Genomic DNA, 17,297 nt, shown 5'->3' with positions numbered 1-17,297 from the left:
TACTCTGGCCATTCCCGCGGTTGTCGCGTCTTGATGACGAACGATCCCGGCGCGGCGCTGTCCCTGCTTTGCTTGGGCACCGGTCTTGGGCTTCCTGCCCAAGCCGTTCACTGCTTCGCAGCTCACCCGGCGCGATCCGGTATGCCATTTTCCGACAATCGCCTAAACTTAGGCTTTAGGCGATAGTCACGGGTACCGCGACTATCGAAAGTATAGAACACTGCGTATTCTGCCTGTTTCCTGATGTTCTGCAATCTGGCACGATGCACTTGTTTCAGGTCTCGCGATCCGCAGGTCATAACGGGAAAACACGCTTGCGACGACTGATAGCCATCACGATCACCGCGGCGCTCTGCGCCTGCAGCACCTCTCCGGAGAAGGACGCACAGGAACCGGAATTGACTCTGGCAGAGCGCAATGTCCGCGCCGCCGAGGAGCTGTCCCGGACTTACGACACCGAACTCGCGCTGCACAAGATCAAACTGGCGATCGAGCAGGATCCGACGCTGCCTGACGCCTGGGGTGTCGCAGCCAACATATACGCCGGCAACGGACAATACGAACTGGCCGACAAGTACTACCGGCATGCGCTCGAACTCGCCCCCGACGACGACAAGTGGCTGCTACGCTACGGGACATTCCTGTGCCGTGACGGTCGCTACGAACTCGCGGAGTCGACCCTCGTCCGGGCCGCGGATTCCCCCTCGTCCCAGGCGCGCGGTGTGGCCTACACCAATGCGGGTCTCTGTGCGGCGAAGATGCCGGACCCCCCTCGCGCAGCCCAGTATTTCCGGGCGGCCATGGAGGCGGACCCGGGTCTGGCGGTCCCCTACTTCCAGATGGCGCGCCTCAATTTCGACAGAAAGCGCTACCCCCAGGCCCAGCGTGATTTTCAAGACTACACCCAGCGCGCAAGGGCGAACGACAAGGTGCTGCTGCTGGGGGCCAGGATCGAACACGCGCTGGGCAACCGGGCCGAGTTCGAGCGCTACGCGGGCCTGCTCGAACAGCAGTTTCCGAAAAGCCCGTTGACACGTGAGGTCCAGGCGCTGAGGAAGCAACCGCTTCCGAAACCCGCCGCCGTCAAGTCCCTGCCTGCCCGGCCCGCCACCACCCCGATGACGGTCGGGCAATCCGAACTGCATCGCGAACTCTGGATCATGACCCGGGAACCGGCCCACTACACCGTGCGTTTGCAGCGCAGCGGCAGCTCGAGCGGGCTTCCCCGATCGCAGGACGCACCCCGATTGAAAGGTCCTTTCGCCTACTACCAGACGGGGTCCGAGGGGAACCTGCGCTATACCCTCCTTTACGGGGATTTCGTCTCGCGTGCGGAGGCCGAACAGGCCCTCGACGCGGTGCCCGCCGCGCTGCGCGGCGAGCAACCCGCGGTGGTCCAGTTCACCACGGTGCACGAGGAAATCCGCGGCGCGCATTGACGCGAGCCGCCCCTCCATCAGGCGGTATGACGGATGCGGATGTTCAGCTCCCTCAACTGACTCTCGCTAACGGTCGCCGGCGCGCCGGTCAACGGACAGTGCGCGGTCTGGGTCTTGGGAAACGCCATCACCTCCCGGATCGAGGCGCTGCCCGTCATCAGCATCACCAGGCGGTCTAGGCCGAACGCGATCCCGCCGTGGGGTGGGCAACCGTATTCGAGCGCATCCAGCAGGAAACCGAACTGCGCGCGGGCCTCCTCCTCGCCGATGCCGAGCAGCCGGAATACCGCCGATTGCACGTCGCTGCGGTGGATACGGATGGATCCCCCGCCCACCTCGACACCGTTCAGCACGACGTCGTAGGCCCTCGAAAGGAGCTTGCCCGGATCGCCTTCCAGCGCCGCCGCCGATTCGACCGCCGGTGCGGTGAAGGGATGGTGCAGCGACGACCAGCGCTTGTCCCGCTCGTCCCACTCGAACATCGGAAAGTCCACGACCCACAAGGGGCGCCAGCCTTCGCGAACCAGACCCCGGTCGCGACCCACCTGTACCCTCAGCGCGCCGAGCGACTCGTTGACGACGCTCGCCTTGTCCGCGCCGAAAAAGATCAGGTCACCGTCGGCCGCGCCGGTCCCGGCAAGGATCGTCTCGACCACGTCGTCGGGCAGGAACTTGAGGATCGGCGACTGCAGCCCGTCTCGACCGGCCTTGAGGTCGTTGCACTTGACATACGCCAGCCCCTTTGCCCCGTACCGCCCGACGAACTCGGTGTAGCCGTCGATCTCCTTGCGAGTGAGGGAGGCGCCGCCCGGCACGCTGAGCGCCGCGATCCGGCCCTTCGGGTCGTTCGCGGGACCGGAGAACACCTTGAATTCGACGTTCTTCATCGCCTCGGTCAGTTCGACCAGCTCGAGATCGATGCGCAGGTCGGGGCGGTCCGTCCCGAACCGTTGCATCGCCTCCGCATAGCGCATGCGAGGGAACGGGTCGTCGAGCGCGACGTCGAGCACCTGGCTGAACAGATCGCGGATCATGGCCTCCATCAGATTCATGATGCCATCCTCGTCGAGGAACGAGGTCTCGATATCGAGCTGGGTGAACTCCGGCTGGCGGTCCGCGCGCAGGTCTTCGTCCCGAAAGCAGCGAACGATCTGATAGTAACGGTCCATGCCGCTCATCATCAGCAGCTGCTTGAACAGCTGCGGCGACTGCGGCAGGGCATAGAAGGCCCCTTGATGCACCCGGCTCGGGACCAGATAGTCGCGCGCACCCTCCGGCGTCGCCCGGGTCAGCATCGGGGTCTCGATGTCGAGAAAACCCCGCTCGTCGAGGAACCGGCGCAGCGTATTGACCACCCTTGCCCGGGTCCGGATGTTCGCCTGCATCGCGGGCCGCCGCAGGTCGATGTAACGGTAGCGCAGGCGGTGTTCCTCGCTGACGTCATCGTCGTCGAGCTGAAACGGCGGGGTATCGGCCTCGTTCAGCACCTCGAGACCGCGACAAAGGACCTCGACGTCCCCGGTCGGCAGGTCCGGGTTCTTCGTCCCCTCGGGACGCGGGCGGACGCGACCCGTGACACGCAGCACGAACTCGTTGCGGATGCGCTCGGCCAGGGTAAAGGTCGCGGGATCGTCCGGGTCGAACACGACCTGCACCAGTCCTTCCCGGTCACGCAGATCGACGAAGATGACGCCACCGTGATCGCGACGGCGGTTCACCCAGCCGCACAGACTGACCTCCTGACCGACGTGTGGGGAATGGAGATCTCCGCAGTAGTGAGTACGCATGCCGCCGTGCCCCGGGTTAGCTGCGCGAACCTTGGCGCCGGCGCGTGGCTGCGCGTACCGGACGGGGGTGGCTGGCGCGAACTTAAGACTGAGATGGAAACGAAGGGGCGGGATGTTACGCACTGCCCAATGAGCACGCAAGCTCCCGCCCTGATACCGGCGAAACGGAACCGATACGATGCGGCGAACGGGGTCGAAGCCGGCACTCCGGTTGACGTTTTGCCACGGCGTATCGTTCTACTTGTCGTTCCCGGACGCGGTCTTGGTTTTGGTCTTGGTCTTGGTCTCGGTCTTGGACTTTGACTCGGTCTTCTTGTCCGAGGAAGGCGCCTTCGAATCGCGTTCGGCGATGTTGCGCTTACCCTTGGTCTTGAAATCCGTTTCGTACCAGCCGGAACCGCTCAGCCGGAACCCGGACGCGGAAATCAATTTTCTCAGCGCCGGCTCGTGACACGAAGGACAGATCGACAACGGCTGGTCACTGATTTTCTGGATCGCTTCCAGGTGGTGTCCACAGGCCTCACACTCGTATTCATAGATAGGCATCGACAGGTCGCTCCATACTGGCTTGCCCTATTATGTATGCATTCTATTTTTGCCGCGCACAGAAAATACGGTATTGATCCCGTGCATGTCAGGAGGCGCCCGTCGATGAAGACCCCGAGGCCGGTACTGATCACCGGATGCTCCAGCGGCATCGGCTATGCGGCGGCCCGCGGCCTGCACGAACACGGTTTCCGCGTCTTCGCCTCTGCGCGAAGGCCGGCCGACGTGGTGCGCCTGCGGGAAGAGGGATTCGAAACCCTACGCCTCGACATGGATGATTCACGCAGTATCCACAGCGCGGCAGACGAGATGCTGGAACGTACCGAGGGCCGGATCTACGGCCTGTTCAACAACGCCGCCTGGGGGCAGGGTGGTGCGGTCGAGGATCTCAGGCGCGAGGTGTTGCGTGCCCAGTTCGAAACGAACCTCTTCGGCCTGCTCGAGTTGACCAACCGGCTCATCCCCGTGATGCGCGCCCAGGGCGAGGGACGAATCGTTCAGAACAGCTCGGTGCTCGGCCTGATCGCCCTGCCCTTCCGGGGCGCCTATTGCGCGAGCAAGTTCGCGCTGGAAGGCCTGAGCGACACCTTGCGGCTCGAGCTTCGGGGTTCGGGGGTCTACGTCAGCCTCATCGAGCCGGGACCGGTCGAGTCGCGTTTCAGGGCAAACGCGCTGCAGAAGTTCCGGGAGAACATCGATATCGGCAACAGCGTCTTTCGGGATCGTTACCGGGGTAACCTGAAGCGACTCGCCCGTGAGGGTCCGGCGGCCCCGTTCACGCTCCCGGCCGATGCGGTCGTCAGAAGACTCCTCCATGCACTGGAGTCTCACCGACCCCGTGCACGCTACTACGTGACCTTTCCCACCTACGCGCTGAGCACCCTGAAGCGGTTGCTGCCGGTCCGGATGATGGACCGGCTCCTGCTTCGCATCTCCGGTGCGGAGACCCGGTAACGCCGGGGTTCCGCAGACGCCTCAGGTGGAATGCGCAGCGCATTCCACCATCTACGCCTTACAACAATCCGGGTAGGATCGTCATAAACTCCAGTTTTCGAGATGGGCCGGGAAGCGGCTGGGTTAGAATGCCCGGGGCATGAACCCGCCGAACGAATTTCGAAGGACGTGAATCGCCCCGCGTCACTGGAGCTCCGTTGAGCGTCATCGTACTCGGTGCCGGCGTCATCGGCGTGACGAGCGCCTGGTATCTGTCGCGAAAGGGGCTCGACGTCACGGTCATCGAGCGTCACGAAGGAGCCGCCGAAGGGACCAGCCACGCGAACGGCGGGCAGATCTCCGTCAGTCACCCGGAGCCCTGGGCGGCCCCCGGGCTGCCGCTTCAACTGCTGCGCTGGATCGGCCAAAGGGACGCACCGTTGCGGGTCCGTTTCCGCGCGGACCCGGCGATGTGGCGCTGGACCTGGCGATTCCTGAAGAACTGCAACGAAACCACGCGACGGGGCAATACGGGGCGGGTCGCGAGGCTTGGGCTGTACAGTCTTGCTGCCTTAAGAGACCTGCGCGAGGCGGCGGACCTCGAGTTCGACTGGGGCGCCCGTGGCACGCTGCACGTCTTTACCGATCCCCGTGCGCTGGCGGACGCCGCCACACGGGTCGAATCGAGACGCGGGCTCGGCATCCGGCAGGCGCTTCTGGACGCGGCGGATTGCCTGGCGCTCGAGCCGGCCCTGTCGGCATCCTCGGTCCATATCCACGGCGGCATCCATGCGCCCGACGATGCCTGCGGCGACGCCGCAAAGTTCACCCGGGAACTCGCGCGGCGATGCGCGGAACGCGGCGTCAGGTTTCTGTTCGACACACCCGTCACGGGGATCGAACTATCCGGACCGGCGGTCCGCTCGGTGGTCACCACACGCGGGAACATCGCGGGGGATGCCGTCATTCTGGCGCTCGGCACCGGGAGTAGCGCCGTGGTACGAGAGGCCGGTCTGGATCTCCCTGTCTATCCGGTCAAGGGGTACTCCCTGGACCTGCCGCTGCGACCGGACGATGTGGCGCCGAGGGTCAATCTCATCCACGAGACCCGGCGACTGGTGACCAGTCATCTGGGCGCCACGCTGCGCATCGCGGGCGGGGCCGACCTTGGCGGGTCGGGGTCCACGGTTCCCGGGGCCCGTGCCCGTTCGGTCTTGTCCCCCGCTTTCGAGCTGTTCCCTTCGCTGACCGAAAGGCAGGGGGCGGGCACCTACTGGGCGGGGTTTCGCCCGATGACACCCGACGGCGTTCCCCTGATCGGCAGGACCCCGATCGACGGTCTGTTCCTGAATACCGGCCACGGCAGCCTGGGCTGGACGCTGGCCTGCGGGTCCGGTCGACTGGTCGCTGACCTTGTTGCGGGGGACGAACCTGAGATTGACGCCGGGGACTACGAGCCGCTGCGGCGGGACCGGTAGCCGCTGCCTGCCGCGCTGGGCCGGAAGCCCGCGTCGGAACCGGCCCCTACTGTGCTCCCCGATTCCCCGGGCACCCGAGGCAGGCGACCGGAAGCCGGTGCGATTCGACGGGGCTTCTGGCAGTATTGGTGAGGCATGAAGTCGGGCGGGCCCCGGCTGGACGAATGACATGAACGAACGTAACTCCGATCTCAGGGGCTATCCGGCATCGAAACTGGTCGAGATCCGCGAGCCGGGCGGTACTGTGGACGGTGCATGAGCAGGCTGGCGATCGGCGCCGCGGACCTGGCTGCCTCGCCGGGGCTGCTGTCTGCCGGCCTGCTGGACGGCCGCGGGCGATGGATGGATTTGCGGTCCGCCGGTATCGATGCGGGCGCGGCGGAGGGTGGACCATTGTGGCTGCATCTCGATATCACGCAGCCGGGCGTGGAAACGCTGCTCGACCGGGTTGACGGCCTGTCCTCGTACGTGAAGGATGCGTTGTGCCTGGACGAGACCCGTCCGCGCAGTGACCAGATCGATGACGGCCTGCTGGTCATCCTGCGCGGCGTCAACACCAATCCGGGCGCAGATCCGGACGATATGGTCGCGATACGGATCTGGCTCGAGCCGGGCCTGATTATCTCGTCGCGCCGGCGCCGCCTGGCCGCGGTGCAGGACCTCCAGCAGTCGCTCGACAGCGGTCGCGGGCCGGTCGATAGCGGCAGCTTCCTGGTCCGGATGGTCGATCGTCTCGGCTTTCGGGCCGGCGAGGTCGTCAACCAACTCGAGGATGAAATCGACGCCCTGGAAGGGGGGTTGTCCATTGACGGTCACGGCGTCGCGGCACTGCGTAACGACCTCGGTCACCTGCGACGCCAGTGTGCGGTCCTGCGTCGTCATCTCTCGCCGCAACGCGACGCGCTGGAACGTCTGTCACGCGAAACGTCGCCGGTGCTGAACGAGCGTAGGCACCTGCAATTGCGCGAGGAGACGGACCAGTTCCGCCGGCTGGTCGAGGACCTGGACCTGGCGCGCGAGCGAGCGATGGTCGCACAGGAACAGCTGCAGTCCATCGTCGCGGAGCAGCAGAACCAGCGCATGTTCGTCCTGTCCATCGTCGCGGCGATATTCCTGCCGCTCGGTTTCGTGACCGGCCTGCTCGGAATGAACGTCGGTGGCATACCCGGCACCGAGAATCCGGCATCCTTTGCGTGGCTGTTGGCGGGAATGGCGGTCGCGGCTGTCGCTATCGTCGGTTTTTTCCACTGGCGCCGCTGGCTGTAACCGCGCAGGGCAAGGACGGGGATCCGCGCGCCTGACGATCCGCTTGCAGGCGGACAGGCCCCTTATTCTTTGCGTTTCACCGATTCCCAGAATTCGTCAAGTTCTTCCAGGGTGCATTGGCGCACCGTGCGTCCCGTCGCCTCAACGGACCTCTCCAGTTCGCGGAACCGGCGCTCGAACTTGTCGCTGGCACCCCGCAGGGCCTGTTCCGGATCCAGTTCCAGATGACGGGCAAGATTGACCAGGGCGAACAGTAGGTCGCCCATCTCGTCCCGGATCCGATCCTGCCCGGCGCCCTCGTCCATCTCCCGCTTGAGCTCGTCCAGTTCCTCCTCGATCTTGAAGAAGATCTCCATCGTTTCGGTCCAGTCGAAACCGACGCGCGAGGCACGGCCCTGCAGCTTCGAGGCGCGCATCAGCGCAGGCAGGGCATGCGCAACACCGGCCAATGCGCCGATTTCTTCGGTACCCGAACGCCCCGCCCGCTCGCGCGACTTCTGCGCCTCCCACGCCTCGCGGAGTTGACGATTGCCGATGGGTGCGTCGCCGAAGACATGCGGGTGACGCCGGACCAGCTTGTCGCTGATCGACCGTGCGACGTCGTCAAGGGAAAACAGGTCCTGCTCGTTCGCGATCTGGGCGTGATAGACCACCTGCAGCAGCAGGTCGCCGAGTTCGTCCCTGATATCCCGGTAGTCCTCCCGCTCGATGGCATCCGCCACCTCGTAGGCCTCCTCGATGGTGTGGGGCGCGATGGTCTTCATCGTCTGCTCGAGATCCCATGGACACCCGAACTCCGGGTCCCTGAGATACGACATGATCACGGCTAGGCGACAGATATTGTCCATGCATCCGCCCTGCGGCTGTATTGATGAATCGATGCATACCCTCCCCGGGGCATGCCGAGAGTACCCCGGGACCATTGCCGGCGGGACTCCTCTATTCTGGGACCGAATGTCCACGGGTCGATGCGGCACGCGATGGCGCAGAAGGGATATGCCGATGGATGGTGTTGGCGATCCCCCGCGCATCGGCTATTTAGCATAGCATCGTCCTGTTCGTCCTTTCGGATGTTCGACTGGCGTAACCGATAACGGCGACAGCGCGTGCGAGACGCGTTTGCGTTACACCCCGTGCTCCGGGTACGATCGACTGGCAGCGGATCGCTTTCCCTCGCATCGCTGGGCAATCAGGGGCGTTGCCCGTTACCGGTGCACGATTCACTCGACGCTGGAGAGTCATCAGCACCATGTCAGGCCGCACCGTCCTGCTGGCCCTGCTCTCGTTCCTGCTGCCGGCCCATGCGCTGTACGGTGCGAGCGCGCTTCCCGCCGAGGTCGGGAAGCTGCTCAAGCGGCACGAGATCCCCACAAGCGCCCTGAGCATCTACGTCCAGGACGTGTCGAGCACCCAGCCGGTTCTCGCCTGGCGGGCGGACACGCCACGAAACCCCGCCTCTACCATCAAGCTGCTGACCACGTTCGCCGCGATGGACGTCCTCGGACCCGCCTACACCTGGAAGACGGCCGCCCTGGCCCACGGTCCGATGCGCGATGGATATCTGCAGGGAGACCTGGTTCTCAAGGGAGGTGGCGACCCGTTCCTGGTCACCGAAAGGATGTGGAAGTTTCTGCGCGAGTTGCGCGACACGGGGCTGTCGCATATCGCTGGCGACCTGGTCATCGACGATCACGTCTTCTCCCCCGAGCCCGAGGACCCGGCCGCCTTCGACGGCAAACCCCACCGCAGCTACAACGCACAACCCAGTGCCCTGCTCGTCAATTTCCAGTCGGTGCGGTTCACCTTCAACCCCGACGACGAGCACCGGCGCGTCGACATCACCACTTCACCACGGCTGGCCAACCTGACCATCAGGAACCGCCTGCGCTACACGTCCGGTTCCTGCCGGGGTTCGTTCGGACGCATGAAGATGGAGGTCCAGAATGGCGATGCCGACGGGACCGTGCTGTTTGCGGGCAAGTATCCCGAAGGCTGCGGTCGAGCCAGCATCAACCGTGTCGTACTCACCCCCTGCGCCAAGGCGTACGGGGTATTTCGCGAGCTCTGGGAAGAGATGGGCGGAACCCTCGAGGGTTCCCTTCGGATCGGCGAGACGCCCGAGGAGGCCCGGGAGATCATGACCTTTGAATCGCCGCCCATCAGCGAGATCGTCAGACGTGTCAACAAATTCAGTAGCAACGTGATGGCACGAACCCTGCTATTGACACTCGGCGTCGAGGCCTATGGCGAACCCGGCACCTATGCCAAGGGCCGCCGCGCCCTGAGCGACTGGCTGGCGATGCGGCGCCTCGACCTGCCCGGCCTGCACGTCGATAACGGCTCGGGACTGTCGCGGGACACGCGCATCACCGCCCGCGCCATGGCACAGTTGCTCCTCACCGCCTATCGCAGCCCCTACCAGCCTGAGTTCATGGCATCGCTACCCCTGGCGGGGATGGACGGTACCATGTACCGCAGACTGCGCGAATCGCCGATCTCCGGACGCGCCCACATCAAGACCGGCAGCCTCGACGACGTCAGCGCCAGCGCGGGGTATGTCCTGAGCTCGGGCGAGAAGCTCTATGTCGTGGTCGTCTTCCTGAATCGCGAAGGGCTGCGCAAGACCACCGCGAAGGCGATCCAGGACGAGGTCCTGAAATGGGTCTATGCCCGCTAGCCTCCGCACCCGGTCCGCGAGACCCGGGAACCCGTATCACGGGCGGATCCCTCCGACAACCGCCGCCGCGGGGGAGGTTAGGGACAGCAGAAACGCCTCCAGGTCTGCGAGCTGTTGCCCGTCGAAATTCAGGGGCTTCAGGGTTTCCTCGGTGTGCCCGATGGCCGGTGTTGCGTCGAGTGCGTTGTAGTGGAGCAGGACCTCACGCAGGCTGGCAAGGCGTCCGTCGTGGGTGTAGGGCGCGGTCAGGGCGAGGTTGCGCAAGGTCGGTGTCTTGAAGGCGCCGAGCATCTCCGGGTTTTCGGTGTCGAGGAAGCCCGCCTCGCGGCAGGTTTCCGATTCCGCGATACGGGCCTCTCCCCGCCAGTATTCCGAGCGGCAGTTGAACGGATCCGCCAGGACCCGTGGCACACCCGCGGTCCGGCCGTAGTCGGGACGCCTGTCGCGATCGGGAAGGCCGATGTTGTGAAACTGCCCATCGCTGAAACCGGGGCCGTTGTGGCACAGCAGGCATTGCCCCGGTCCCGCAAACAATCTGAGTCCGGCCAGTTCGCGCCGGCCAAACCCGTCGACGAATGCGCTTTGCGGATCGCAGTCCGCCTTCCAACCCCTTGAGAAGCGGTCGAACGGCGAGCCATTCGCCACCAGGCCCCGCTCGAAGGCGGCGATCGCCCGACCCACATCGACGTAGACCTGGTCGACGGCCCGGCGGGTGGCTTTCGGCAGTTCCGTCCAGGCCGCATGGAGGGAACGCGCGCTTTCCGGGACCGGCGCGTCGATGTAGTGACCGAGCACGTAGGCCGACGGCCTTTCTCCGGCCGCGGACGCCGCAGCGACGATCCCATTGAAGACCGTCAGGTCGCCGAGCGTGGCGAGTCCGTAGTCGAGCATATTGGCGGAAACGTCGATCCGGGTCCCCGGGGGCATCGCCGCCGGCAGGGGTACCGCCCCGACGAGCCGCTGGGGTAAGGGACCGAACACGGACGCATAGGCGTCCCGGTAGCGCCTCGCCAGCAGATTGACGACCTCGGTGCGGGTGAAGCCGTGCTCGCGTGGATTCTCCAGCGGCTGCAGTGCCTGCGATTCCAGCGAGTCGGCCCTGCCGTCCCAGAACAACCACCCTCCGCGGTAGACGTTGAGCAAGGTCGGGGTGTTCTTCTCCACCTGCGACAGACCCTCCCCCACGACCCGGCCGTCGGTGAAACCCAGCTCCGGGACGTGGCAGCTTGCGCAGGACACCTCCCCGTTGCGGGACAGGCGGCGGTCGAAGAACAGCGCGCGGCCCAACGCGGCCGTCGCGCTGGGTGCGGGGTCGGGCTCATCGTCCCGGGCGAAGTCCTGTACAATCCGCCACAACGCGGCGTCGGGCGAATCCTGCCCGCAGGCAGACGATCCCCCGGCGGACATTTCTCCTGCGAAGGCCCATACCGGGGAAACGAACAGGGCGAACATCAGGACCGAATGACAGAAAAACACCGTATCTCGGCTCATGCCCCCCCGGAATCGCGCGCCAGGTTTCGCGCCCCGGCTGCTGGATGGCTCGGCAGAAGACGGTTGCGGCGGCGTAGCCTGATTATCGCGGTCCTCTTGTGTTCGTTTCCAGTCTCCGTAACGGCGAGCGGCCCGCCATCGACCGTGGGCCACCTGGACATCGAACCGTTGAGGGACCGGCTCCGCGTGACCCTGCAGTTACCCTACAGCGCGGTACGCAAGGCGCTCGGGCTTGAAGCCATTCAAAGCTCGGACGAGTTCAACCGGAAGCTGTTTCTGGAGACCCTGGGGGAGAAACCAATGCTGTCCGACGGCAAACCCTGCGAATGGGGCAAGCCCGTCGGGATCGTCAGTTTCGTCGCGGTACGGATTCAGTCCGAGGCACGGTGCGCGGAACCGCCCGGACGGCTCATCGTCGAACTGCCGTTCCTCGAGTCGCTGCCGGAGGACTTCAGGCTGGGTGTCAAGGTTCACGGCGAGGCCGAACCCGCCTCGCCCGGGGACATGTCGGGAAAACGGACGGAGATCTCGCTGACGATTCACTGACCCGCGGCCCGCCGCCGTATCGGTGGTGACCGCAGGGTCATCTCCATCCCTGCGCCGGAAAACCAGACCAATGGATGACGATTCATGAACGGAACGCTGCCACCGCTACTTGGCCTTCTGCTGCTGTCGGGCACCTTGCACTGCGCCGAGTCCGGGCCCTGGCAATCGTCGGACGGCGAGGTTTCGGTGAGGGTCACGTCGGTACCGCCCGAAGCGCAAACCGTCTTTATGACGAACCAGCTGACCAGCATCCGGGTCCTGGTGGAAACGGCCCCGGACGAATGCAGCGCAATGTCGCTGGACTTCGACGCCGCCATGCCCGGACATGGCCACGGGATGAACACGCTTCCCCGCTCGACGCCCGTTGGGCCGCATGAATTCCGGATCGACGGGATCAAGCTCCACATGCCGGGCCGCTGGCTGCTGTCGTTCCGCGTCACCTGCGACGACACCACCCGGGAGATCGACGTGCCGCTGGACCTGTAACGGGTAGCCACCCGCGGGCCGCTCAGTTCGCGGCGGCAGGCGGTGCCGCGGATTTCGATTCCTGGGGCTTGTCTTTTGCTTGCTCGATCACGTCGATCTCGGTCAGCTCCGAGCCGATCATCAGCGCAATCCAGGACCGGGTATGTTCGCCTTCGAGTCTGGCGGCGATGTATTCGCAGTCGTCGCCGCTTTTCGAACGAAGACCCGTGACACGGCGCCATTTCTCGGCCAGTTCGGCCGGTCCGCAGGCCTCGTTCGAGCAGTGAAAAACCACCTCCGCCCCGGCGTCCTTCAACGCCTTCCGGTAGTGGCCATGGATCAGGAAGATCGGCGTCGCCTCGGGCTGGCGGTACAGGTAGCGCGTGACTTCGCCCCGGACGACCCGGCCGCCGATCTCGCCACCGGTGTCGCTCACTTCGGTCACGAATCGGTATTCCCCGTGATCATTCCGCGCATGATCGATCAATACCGATTCCGGAAAGCGCGCGGCCATCGGCGGGTCGATATCCCCGGATTCGTCCTGTTTGGCAGCCGTCACGCCGGCGAGCGCCAGCAGGATCAGGGCGATCAAGCCACAAAATCTCTGGAACACGATGTCTCCCCCTTCCTGCGGTCCCCCGGCGCGAACACCGGTGACGTGAATGCCGGGCTGGTTGGGCCCAGCGGGAAAATCGACGCAACTGCGCCCCTTCGGCACAGTCGGATCTATTTTATTATGGCAGTCCCCCCGGGACGATCAAGCTGATTCCCCTGCGGCCTGCTTCCGAACCGGTGACAACGAGACCGGGGACATCGGACCCGCCGGCGAATAGACCCGTCGCCCTTGGACTGGGCGTTCGTACAGCGGATGCCTCGGTTGCAGGACTGGGGGGTTGCTCCTATGCTCCGGGAGCAGGGGGGCAACGTCACAACCGAGGAACTCGTTAACGTGTTGCAAGGCATGGACATCGAGACCGGCGTCGATCCGGGGGCGCCGGCCGGGATCGGAAACGGCATCTGCGCATTGCCCGACCGGGCTGCAGGCAGAAGAGCGGCACGCGCAATGCGCGCGAAGGAAACGAGTCCATGCGACTCGACGGGTTGAGGGCCGTCGTCACCGGTGGCGTATCGGGCCTAGGACTGGCGGTCACGCGCCGCATCCTCAAGTCCGGCGGTCAGGTCGCGGTCATGGACGTGAACGAAGCTGGCTGGAAGGCCCTGGCCGAGGAGTTCAGCCAGCATGCGCATTTCCTGCCCACCGATGTAACCGACCCTGCAGCGGTCGACGCGTCCATACGGTCAGCCGCCGATGCGCTGGGACACATCTCGCTGACCGTGAACTGCGCGGGCGTGATGGACGGGACCCGCGTCATCGGCCGCCACCGTCTCTACCGTACAGAGGACTTCCGCCGGGTCATCGAAGTCAATCTGGTCGGGACCTTCAACGTGTGCCGTGCCGCCGCCTGGTCGATGCAGCTCAACGGTGCGGACGACAACGGCGAGCGAGGGGTGATCGTCAACACCGCCTCGATCGCCGCCTGGGAGGGACAGGTCGGTCAGACCGCCTACGCCGCGTCCAAGGGCGGGATAGTCAGCATGACGCTGCCGATGGCCAGGGAGTTCGCGCGCTTCGGCATTCGTGTCATGGCGATCGCACCGGGTGTCTTTCACACACCGTCAATGGACAGCCTGTCCGAACCCGCCCGCGAGCATCTCATCCAGTCCGTCCCCTTCCCGTCGCGCCTGGGCGATCCCGATGAATTCGCCTCGCTGGCGCTCGCCATCTATGAGAACCCGATGTTGAACGGTGAAGCGATCCGTCTCGACGGCGGGCTGCGCATGCCCGCCATGTAACCTTGTCGACACCCGCGGATTCGCGCCCGGTTGGGGACCGCCGGTCGCCGGTTCGGATCCCTTCGTCACGTCGACCCGCGTAGCTGGTGGGCGCTGAATAGCGTGATGGCCAGCAGCGACAGCGCCCCTGCCTGATGGGCGGATGCAAGCGGGATCGGGACCTGCAGCAGCAGCGTGGATATCCCCAGCGCGACCTGCGCCAGGATCGCTATCAGCAACAGATGAATCGCGATGCGGGCCCGGCGCGGGGCCTCCATGCCAAGCATCATCGACCACAGGTCCAGGATGATTAAAAACACCAGCACGGCCATGATGCGGTGATTGAACTGCACCGTGGTCGCGTTCTCGAACAGGTTCAGGTACCAGGGCTGCATCTCGAACAGACCGTCCGGCACCAGTTTCCCGTCCATGAGGGGAAAGGTGTTGTAGGCCTTGCCGGCCTTGAGTCCGGCGACGAAACCACCCGAGGTCATGGTGACGAACAACAGGACGATCAGGCCGTAGGCCAGTCTTCTCAGACTACCGCGGGCCGGTTCCTCCGCCGGCCGACCGGGCCACAGGCCGAAGGCGACCCAGAGCATGTAGGCATAGATCGCCACCGCCAGCATGAAGTGGGCGGTGAGACGGTACTGGCTGACGTGAGGATCATCGACCAGACCGCTCTTCACCATGTACCAGCCCAGGAGGCCCTGCGATGCGCCCAGTACGAACATCGCGACCAGCTTCGGTGTCAACCCCGGAGGAATCCGGCGGGTGGCGAAAAAGAACAGCAGGGGAAGGAGAAAGACGATCCCGATCAGCCGGCCCAGCACGCGGTGTGCGTACTCGACCAGGAAGATTCGCTTGAATCCCGACACGTCCATATCGAGGTTCACCTTGCGATACTCGGGTGAGGCCTTGTACTTGTCGAAGACCTCCTGCCATTCCGTCTCGTTCAACGGCGGCACGATCCCGAACACCGGGTTCCACTCCACCATCGACAGTCCCGAACCGGTCAGGCGCGTCACGCCGCCCAGCACGACCATCGCGAAGATCAACGCGCAGCAGACGTAGAGCCACAGGGCGATCCATTTTCTGCTGACTTCGAGACGGTCGAGCGAATCGCCCGCGGCGTTATTGTGACCGATAGCATCCATGAGAACTTCCTCTGCCAATCCATTGAGGCGGACGTCATGCGTCCGGCAAGCAGCCAGAATCGAATAAAAAGCAGACGCAGAGTATAACCCGGTTGAAGGCGATATCCGGAGTGGTAAAACCGGTGGATGCGGAATTCGCGACCCCGGTGCCGACTCGATGCGGTGGCTTCCCGCTACCGGCTATCGTGCGAACAAACGCGTAATCCTGGCCTGGATGCTCTCCGCCGCCTCGCGTGGGGAGTCGAAGTCCTTCGGTTCCTTGATCGGCCGCCCGACCACGATGTAGTCGGCGCCGTTTCGGAACGCCTCCTCGACATCCACGGTGCGCTTCTGGTCGTCGATGTTCTTCACCGGCCGGATCCCCGGCGTGACGACGGCGAGGCGCGGCCCCAGCGCCTCGCGTAGATACGGCACCTCGATGCCCGAGGAGATCACCCCGTCGCAGCCGACCTCCAGTGCCCGCCGCGCGCGCGACAGGACGACGTCGCGGATGTTGGCCTGGAACCCCAGGTCCTCCATGTCCCCTTGATCGAGACTGGTGAGCACCGTGACCGCGAGTATCTTGAGCCCCCCCTTGTCCTCGGCGGCGGCCCTGAGAATGCCGTCGTTCCCGTGCACGGTGGCGAATGTCGCCCCGGTCCGGCTGAGCGCCCTGACGGCCGAACGCACGGTCTGCGGCACGTCGAAGAACTTCAGGTCGGCGAAGACCTTCTTCCCCTGCCCGGTCAGCCACGCCATGAGTTCGAAGTAGCCGCCGGACATGAACAGTTCCAGTCCGATCTTGTAGAAGGCGACGCTGTCGCCAAGATGCTCGACCAGCCGCCTCGCCTGGTCGGTTCCGGGCACGTCGAGGGCGAAGATCAGGCGCTCGTCCGAAGGGATGTCCTTCGTCGACAGGTAGTTCGCTTCCGCAGGGTCGCTGCTCATAGGGGGTCTCCGGGGAAACGATCGGGCATCGTGACCGTGATGGGGATCGAATTCGTGCAGGCCGCCGCCTCGCATTATCCGCCATGCCTCGTCGAACGACTACGGCGAAAAACGGTCGAACGCGCCATACGCGCTTTGACCTACCGATGCACCGTCGATATGTCTTGATGCATGAGGACAACCGTGAGAATACGGGACGATCTCCTTCGGCGCGCGAGAAAACGCGCGGCGGATGAGGGTCGCAGCTTGACATCCCTTATCGAGGACGCCCTGACGCTGGTCATGGCCACACCGAAATCCGACCAACTCGAGAAGATCGACCTGCCGATATCGAACGCGTCCGGCGGTGTATTGCCAGGCATCGATCTCAACCGTTCGGCGGACATGGAAGAGATCATGAACGGGCGGTGATCCTTCCCGATGTCAACATCCTCCTGCATGCCTTCCGTGCCGATTCCCAGGACCACGCAATCTGCCGCGCAGGCCTCGACGGTGTCGTCAACGGAGACTCGCACTACGCCATGGCGCCACAGGTATCGAGCGGTACCATCCGCATCGCTACCCACCCAAGGGTCTTCGCGGAACCGAGCGGACTGGATGAGGTCATCGGGTTTTGCGATATGCCGCTTGCTTGTCGAGAAGGATGTCATCCCATCCACGTTACCGTCTTCTCCCTTCGATTGCCTTCGGGGCCTGGATGCCCAGGACGAAATCCCGGCATCGTTGCGGGCCGATCCAGATCGTTCGAGGCC

Annotated in this window: 16 protein-coding genes and 1 pseudogene; 10 read left to right on the top strand and 7 right to left on the bottom strand. The window is 64.7% G+C overall.

Annotated elements, in window-relative coordinates:
- Positions 1-314 precede the first annotated feature (314 nt).
- Positions 315-1,439 (top strand): type IV pilus biogenesis/stability protein PilW, encoded by a 1,125-nt coding sequence (gene pilW / locus LJE91_16575; GenBank protein ID MCG6870281.1) that lies wholly within the window; start codon positions 315-317, stop codon positions 1,437-1,439.
- Positions 1,440-1,456: 17 nt separating this feature from the next.
- Here the strand turns inward: pilW and aspS are convergent, their stop codons facing one another.
- Both aspS and LJE91_16565 read right to left on the bottom strand, forming a co-directional pair.
- On the bottom strand, positions 1,457-3,226 hold the full coding sequence (gene aspS, locus LJE91_16570) for an aspartate--tRNA ligase (GenBank protein MCG6870280.1): 1,770 nt from the start codon (positions 3,224-3,226) through the stop codon (positions 1,457-1,459).
- Between the two features lie 237 nt (positions 3,227-3,463).
- Positions 3,464-3,772, bottom strand: coding sequence for a zinc ribbon domain-containing protein (locus LJE91_16565; GenBank protein ID MCG6870279.1), 309 nt, complete (start codon positions 3,770-3,772; stop codon positions 3,464-3,466).
- A 105-nt stretch (positions 3,773-3,877) separates the two neighbouring features.
- Here LJE91_16565 and LJE91_16560 point away from each other — a divergent pair, with 105 nt between their 5' ends.
- The 3 genes from LJE91_16560 to LJE91_16550 all read left to right on the top strand — a co-directional run bounded on the left by LJE91_16560 (position 3,878) and on the right by LJE91_16550 (position 7,449).
- The gene (locus LJE91_16560; GenBank protein MCG6870278.1) at positions 3,878-4,726 is read left to right on the top strand and encodes an SDR family NAD(P)-dependent oxidoreductase; all 849 of its coding nucleotides are present in this window, start codon (positions 3,878-3,880) and stop codon (positions 4,724-4,726) included.
- 197 nt (positions 4,727-4,923) lie between these two features.
- A complete protein-coding gene (locus LJE91_16555; GenBank protein ID MCG6870277.1) occupies positions 4,924-6,183 on the top strand; it encodes a D-amino acid dehydrogenase in 1,260 nt (419 codons plus the stop codon).
- Between the two features lie 255 nt (positions 6,184-6,438).
- Positions 6,439-7,449 carry a zinc transporter ZntB gene (locus LJE91_16550; protein MCG6870276.1) on the top strand — a complete coding sequence of 337 codons (1,011 nt, stop codon included), beginning with the start codon at positions 6,439-6,441 and terminating at the stop codon, positions 7,447-7,449.
- Between the two features lie 62 nt (positions 7,450-7,511).
- On the opposite strand, the gene mazG is transcribed toward LJE91_16550, so the two are convergent.
- On the bottom strand, positions 7,512-8,297 hold the full coding sequence (mazG, locus tag LJE91_16545) for a nucleoside triphosphate pyrophosphohydrolase (protein MCG6870275.1): 786 nt from the start codon (positions 8,295-8,297) through the stop codon (positions 7,512-7,514).
- A gap of 401 nt (positions 8,298-8,698) precedes the next feature.
- On the opposite strand from mazG, the gene dacB reads away from it, so the two are divergent.
- Complete coding sequence (gene dacB, locus LJE91_16540) at positions 8,699-10,126, top strand: D-alanyl-D-alanine carboxypeptidase/D-alanyl-D-alanine-endopeptidase (protein MCG6870274.1); 1,428 nt, start codon at positions 8,699-8,701, stop codon at positions 10,124-10,126.
- Between the two features lie 36 nt (positions 10,127-10,162).
- Here dacB and LJE91_16535 read toward each other — a convergent pair whose 3' ends face one another.
- Positions 10,163-11,617, bottom strand: coding sequence for a hypothetical protein (locus LJE91_16535; protein ID MCG6870273.1), 1,455 nt, complete (start codon positions 11,615-11,617; stop codon positions 10,163-10,165).
- Here LJE91_16535 and LJE91_16530 point away from each other — a divergent pair.
- Both LJE91_16530 and LJE91_16525 read left to right on the top strand, forming a co-directional pair.
- On the top strand, positions 11,588-12,163 hold the full coding sequence (locus tag LJE91_16530) for a hypothetical protein (protein MCG6870272.1): 576 nt from the start codon (positions 11,588-11,590) through the stop codon (positions 12,161-12,163). The two genes, LJE91_16535 and LJE91_16530, sit on opposite strands and share 30 nt — an antisense overlap.
- Positions 12,164-12,247: 84 nt before the next feature.
- On the top strand, positions 12,248-12,649 hold the full coding sequence (locus LJE91_16525; GenBank protein MCG6870271.1) for a hypothetical protein: 402 nt from the start codon (positions 12,248-12,250) through the stop codon (positions 12,647-12,649).
- Positions 12,650-12,671: 22 nt separating this feature from the next.
- On the opposite strand, the gene LJE91_16520 is transcribed toward LJE91_16525, so the two are convergent.
- On the bottom strand, positions 12,672-13,241 hold the full coding sequence (locus LJE91_16520; GenBank protein MCG6870270.1) for a DUF4892 domain-containing protein: 570 nt from the start codon (positions 13,239-13,241) through the stop codon (positions 12,672-12,674).
- Positions 13,242-13,468: 227 nt separating this feature from the next.
- On the opposite strand from LJE91_16520, the pseudogene LJE91_16515 reads away from it, so the two are divergent.
- Together LJE91_16515 and LJE91_16510 are read left to right on the top strand one after the other, a co-directional pair.
- Positions 13,469-13,733: pseudogene (locus LJE91_16515) on the top strand (hydroxymethylglutaryl-CoA lyase).
- Positions 13,715-14,482 carry an SDR family NAD(P)-dependent oxidoreductase gene (locus LJE91_16510; GenBank protein MCG6870269.1) on the top strand — a complete coding sequence of 256 codons (768 nt, stop codon included), beginning with the start codon at positions 13,715-13,717 and terminating at the stop codon, positions 14,480-14,482. The pseudogene LJE91_16515 and the gene LJE91_16510 overlap by 19 nt, the downstream one beginning before the upstream one ends.
- Positions 14,483-14,547: 65 nt before the next feature.
- On the opposite strand, the gene LJE91_16505 is transcribed toward LJE91_16510, so the two are convergent.
- Entirely contained in the window at positions 14,548-15,618 is a 1,071-nt protein-coding gene (locus LJE91_16505) for a COX15/CtaA family protein (GenBank protein MCG6870268.1), read from the bottom strand.
- A 180-nt stretch (positions 15,619-15,798) separates the two neighbouring features.
- Positions 15,799-16,545: an orotidine-5'-phosphate decarboxylase gene (pyrF, locus tag LJE91_16500; GenBank protein ID MCG6870267.1), complete on the bottom strand. Its 747-nt coding sequence runs from the start codon at positions 16,543-16,545 to the stop codon at positions 15,799-15,801.
- Between the two features lie 183 nt (positions 16,546-16,728).
- On the opposite strand from pyrF, the gene LJE91_16495 reads away from it, so the two are divergent.
- The gene (locus tag LJE91_16495) at positions 16,729-16,956 is read left to right on the top strand and encodes a hypothetical protein (protein ID MCG6870266.1); all 228 of its coding nucleotides are present in this window, start codon (positions 16,729-16,731) and stop codon (positions 16,954-16,956) included.
- Positions 16,957-17,297 lie beyond the last annotated feature (341 nt).

It is taken from the genome of Gammaproteobacteria bacterium (genome assembly GCA_022340215.1).
Classification (GTDB): Bacteria; Pseudomonadota; Gammaproteobacteria; order JAJDOJ01; family JAJDOJ01; genus JAJDOJ01.
The sequence above is the reverse complement of the archived record's forward strand: the minus strand, read 5'-3'. Positions and strand labels throughout refer to the sequence as shown.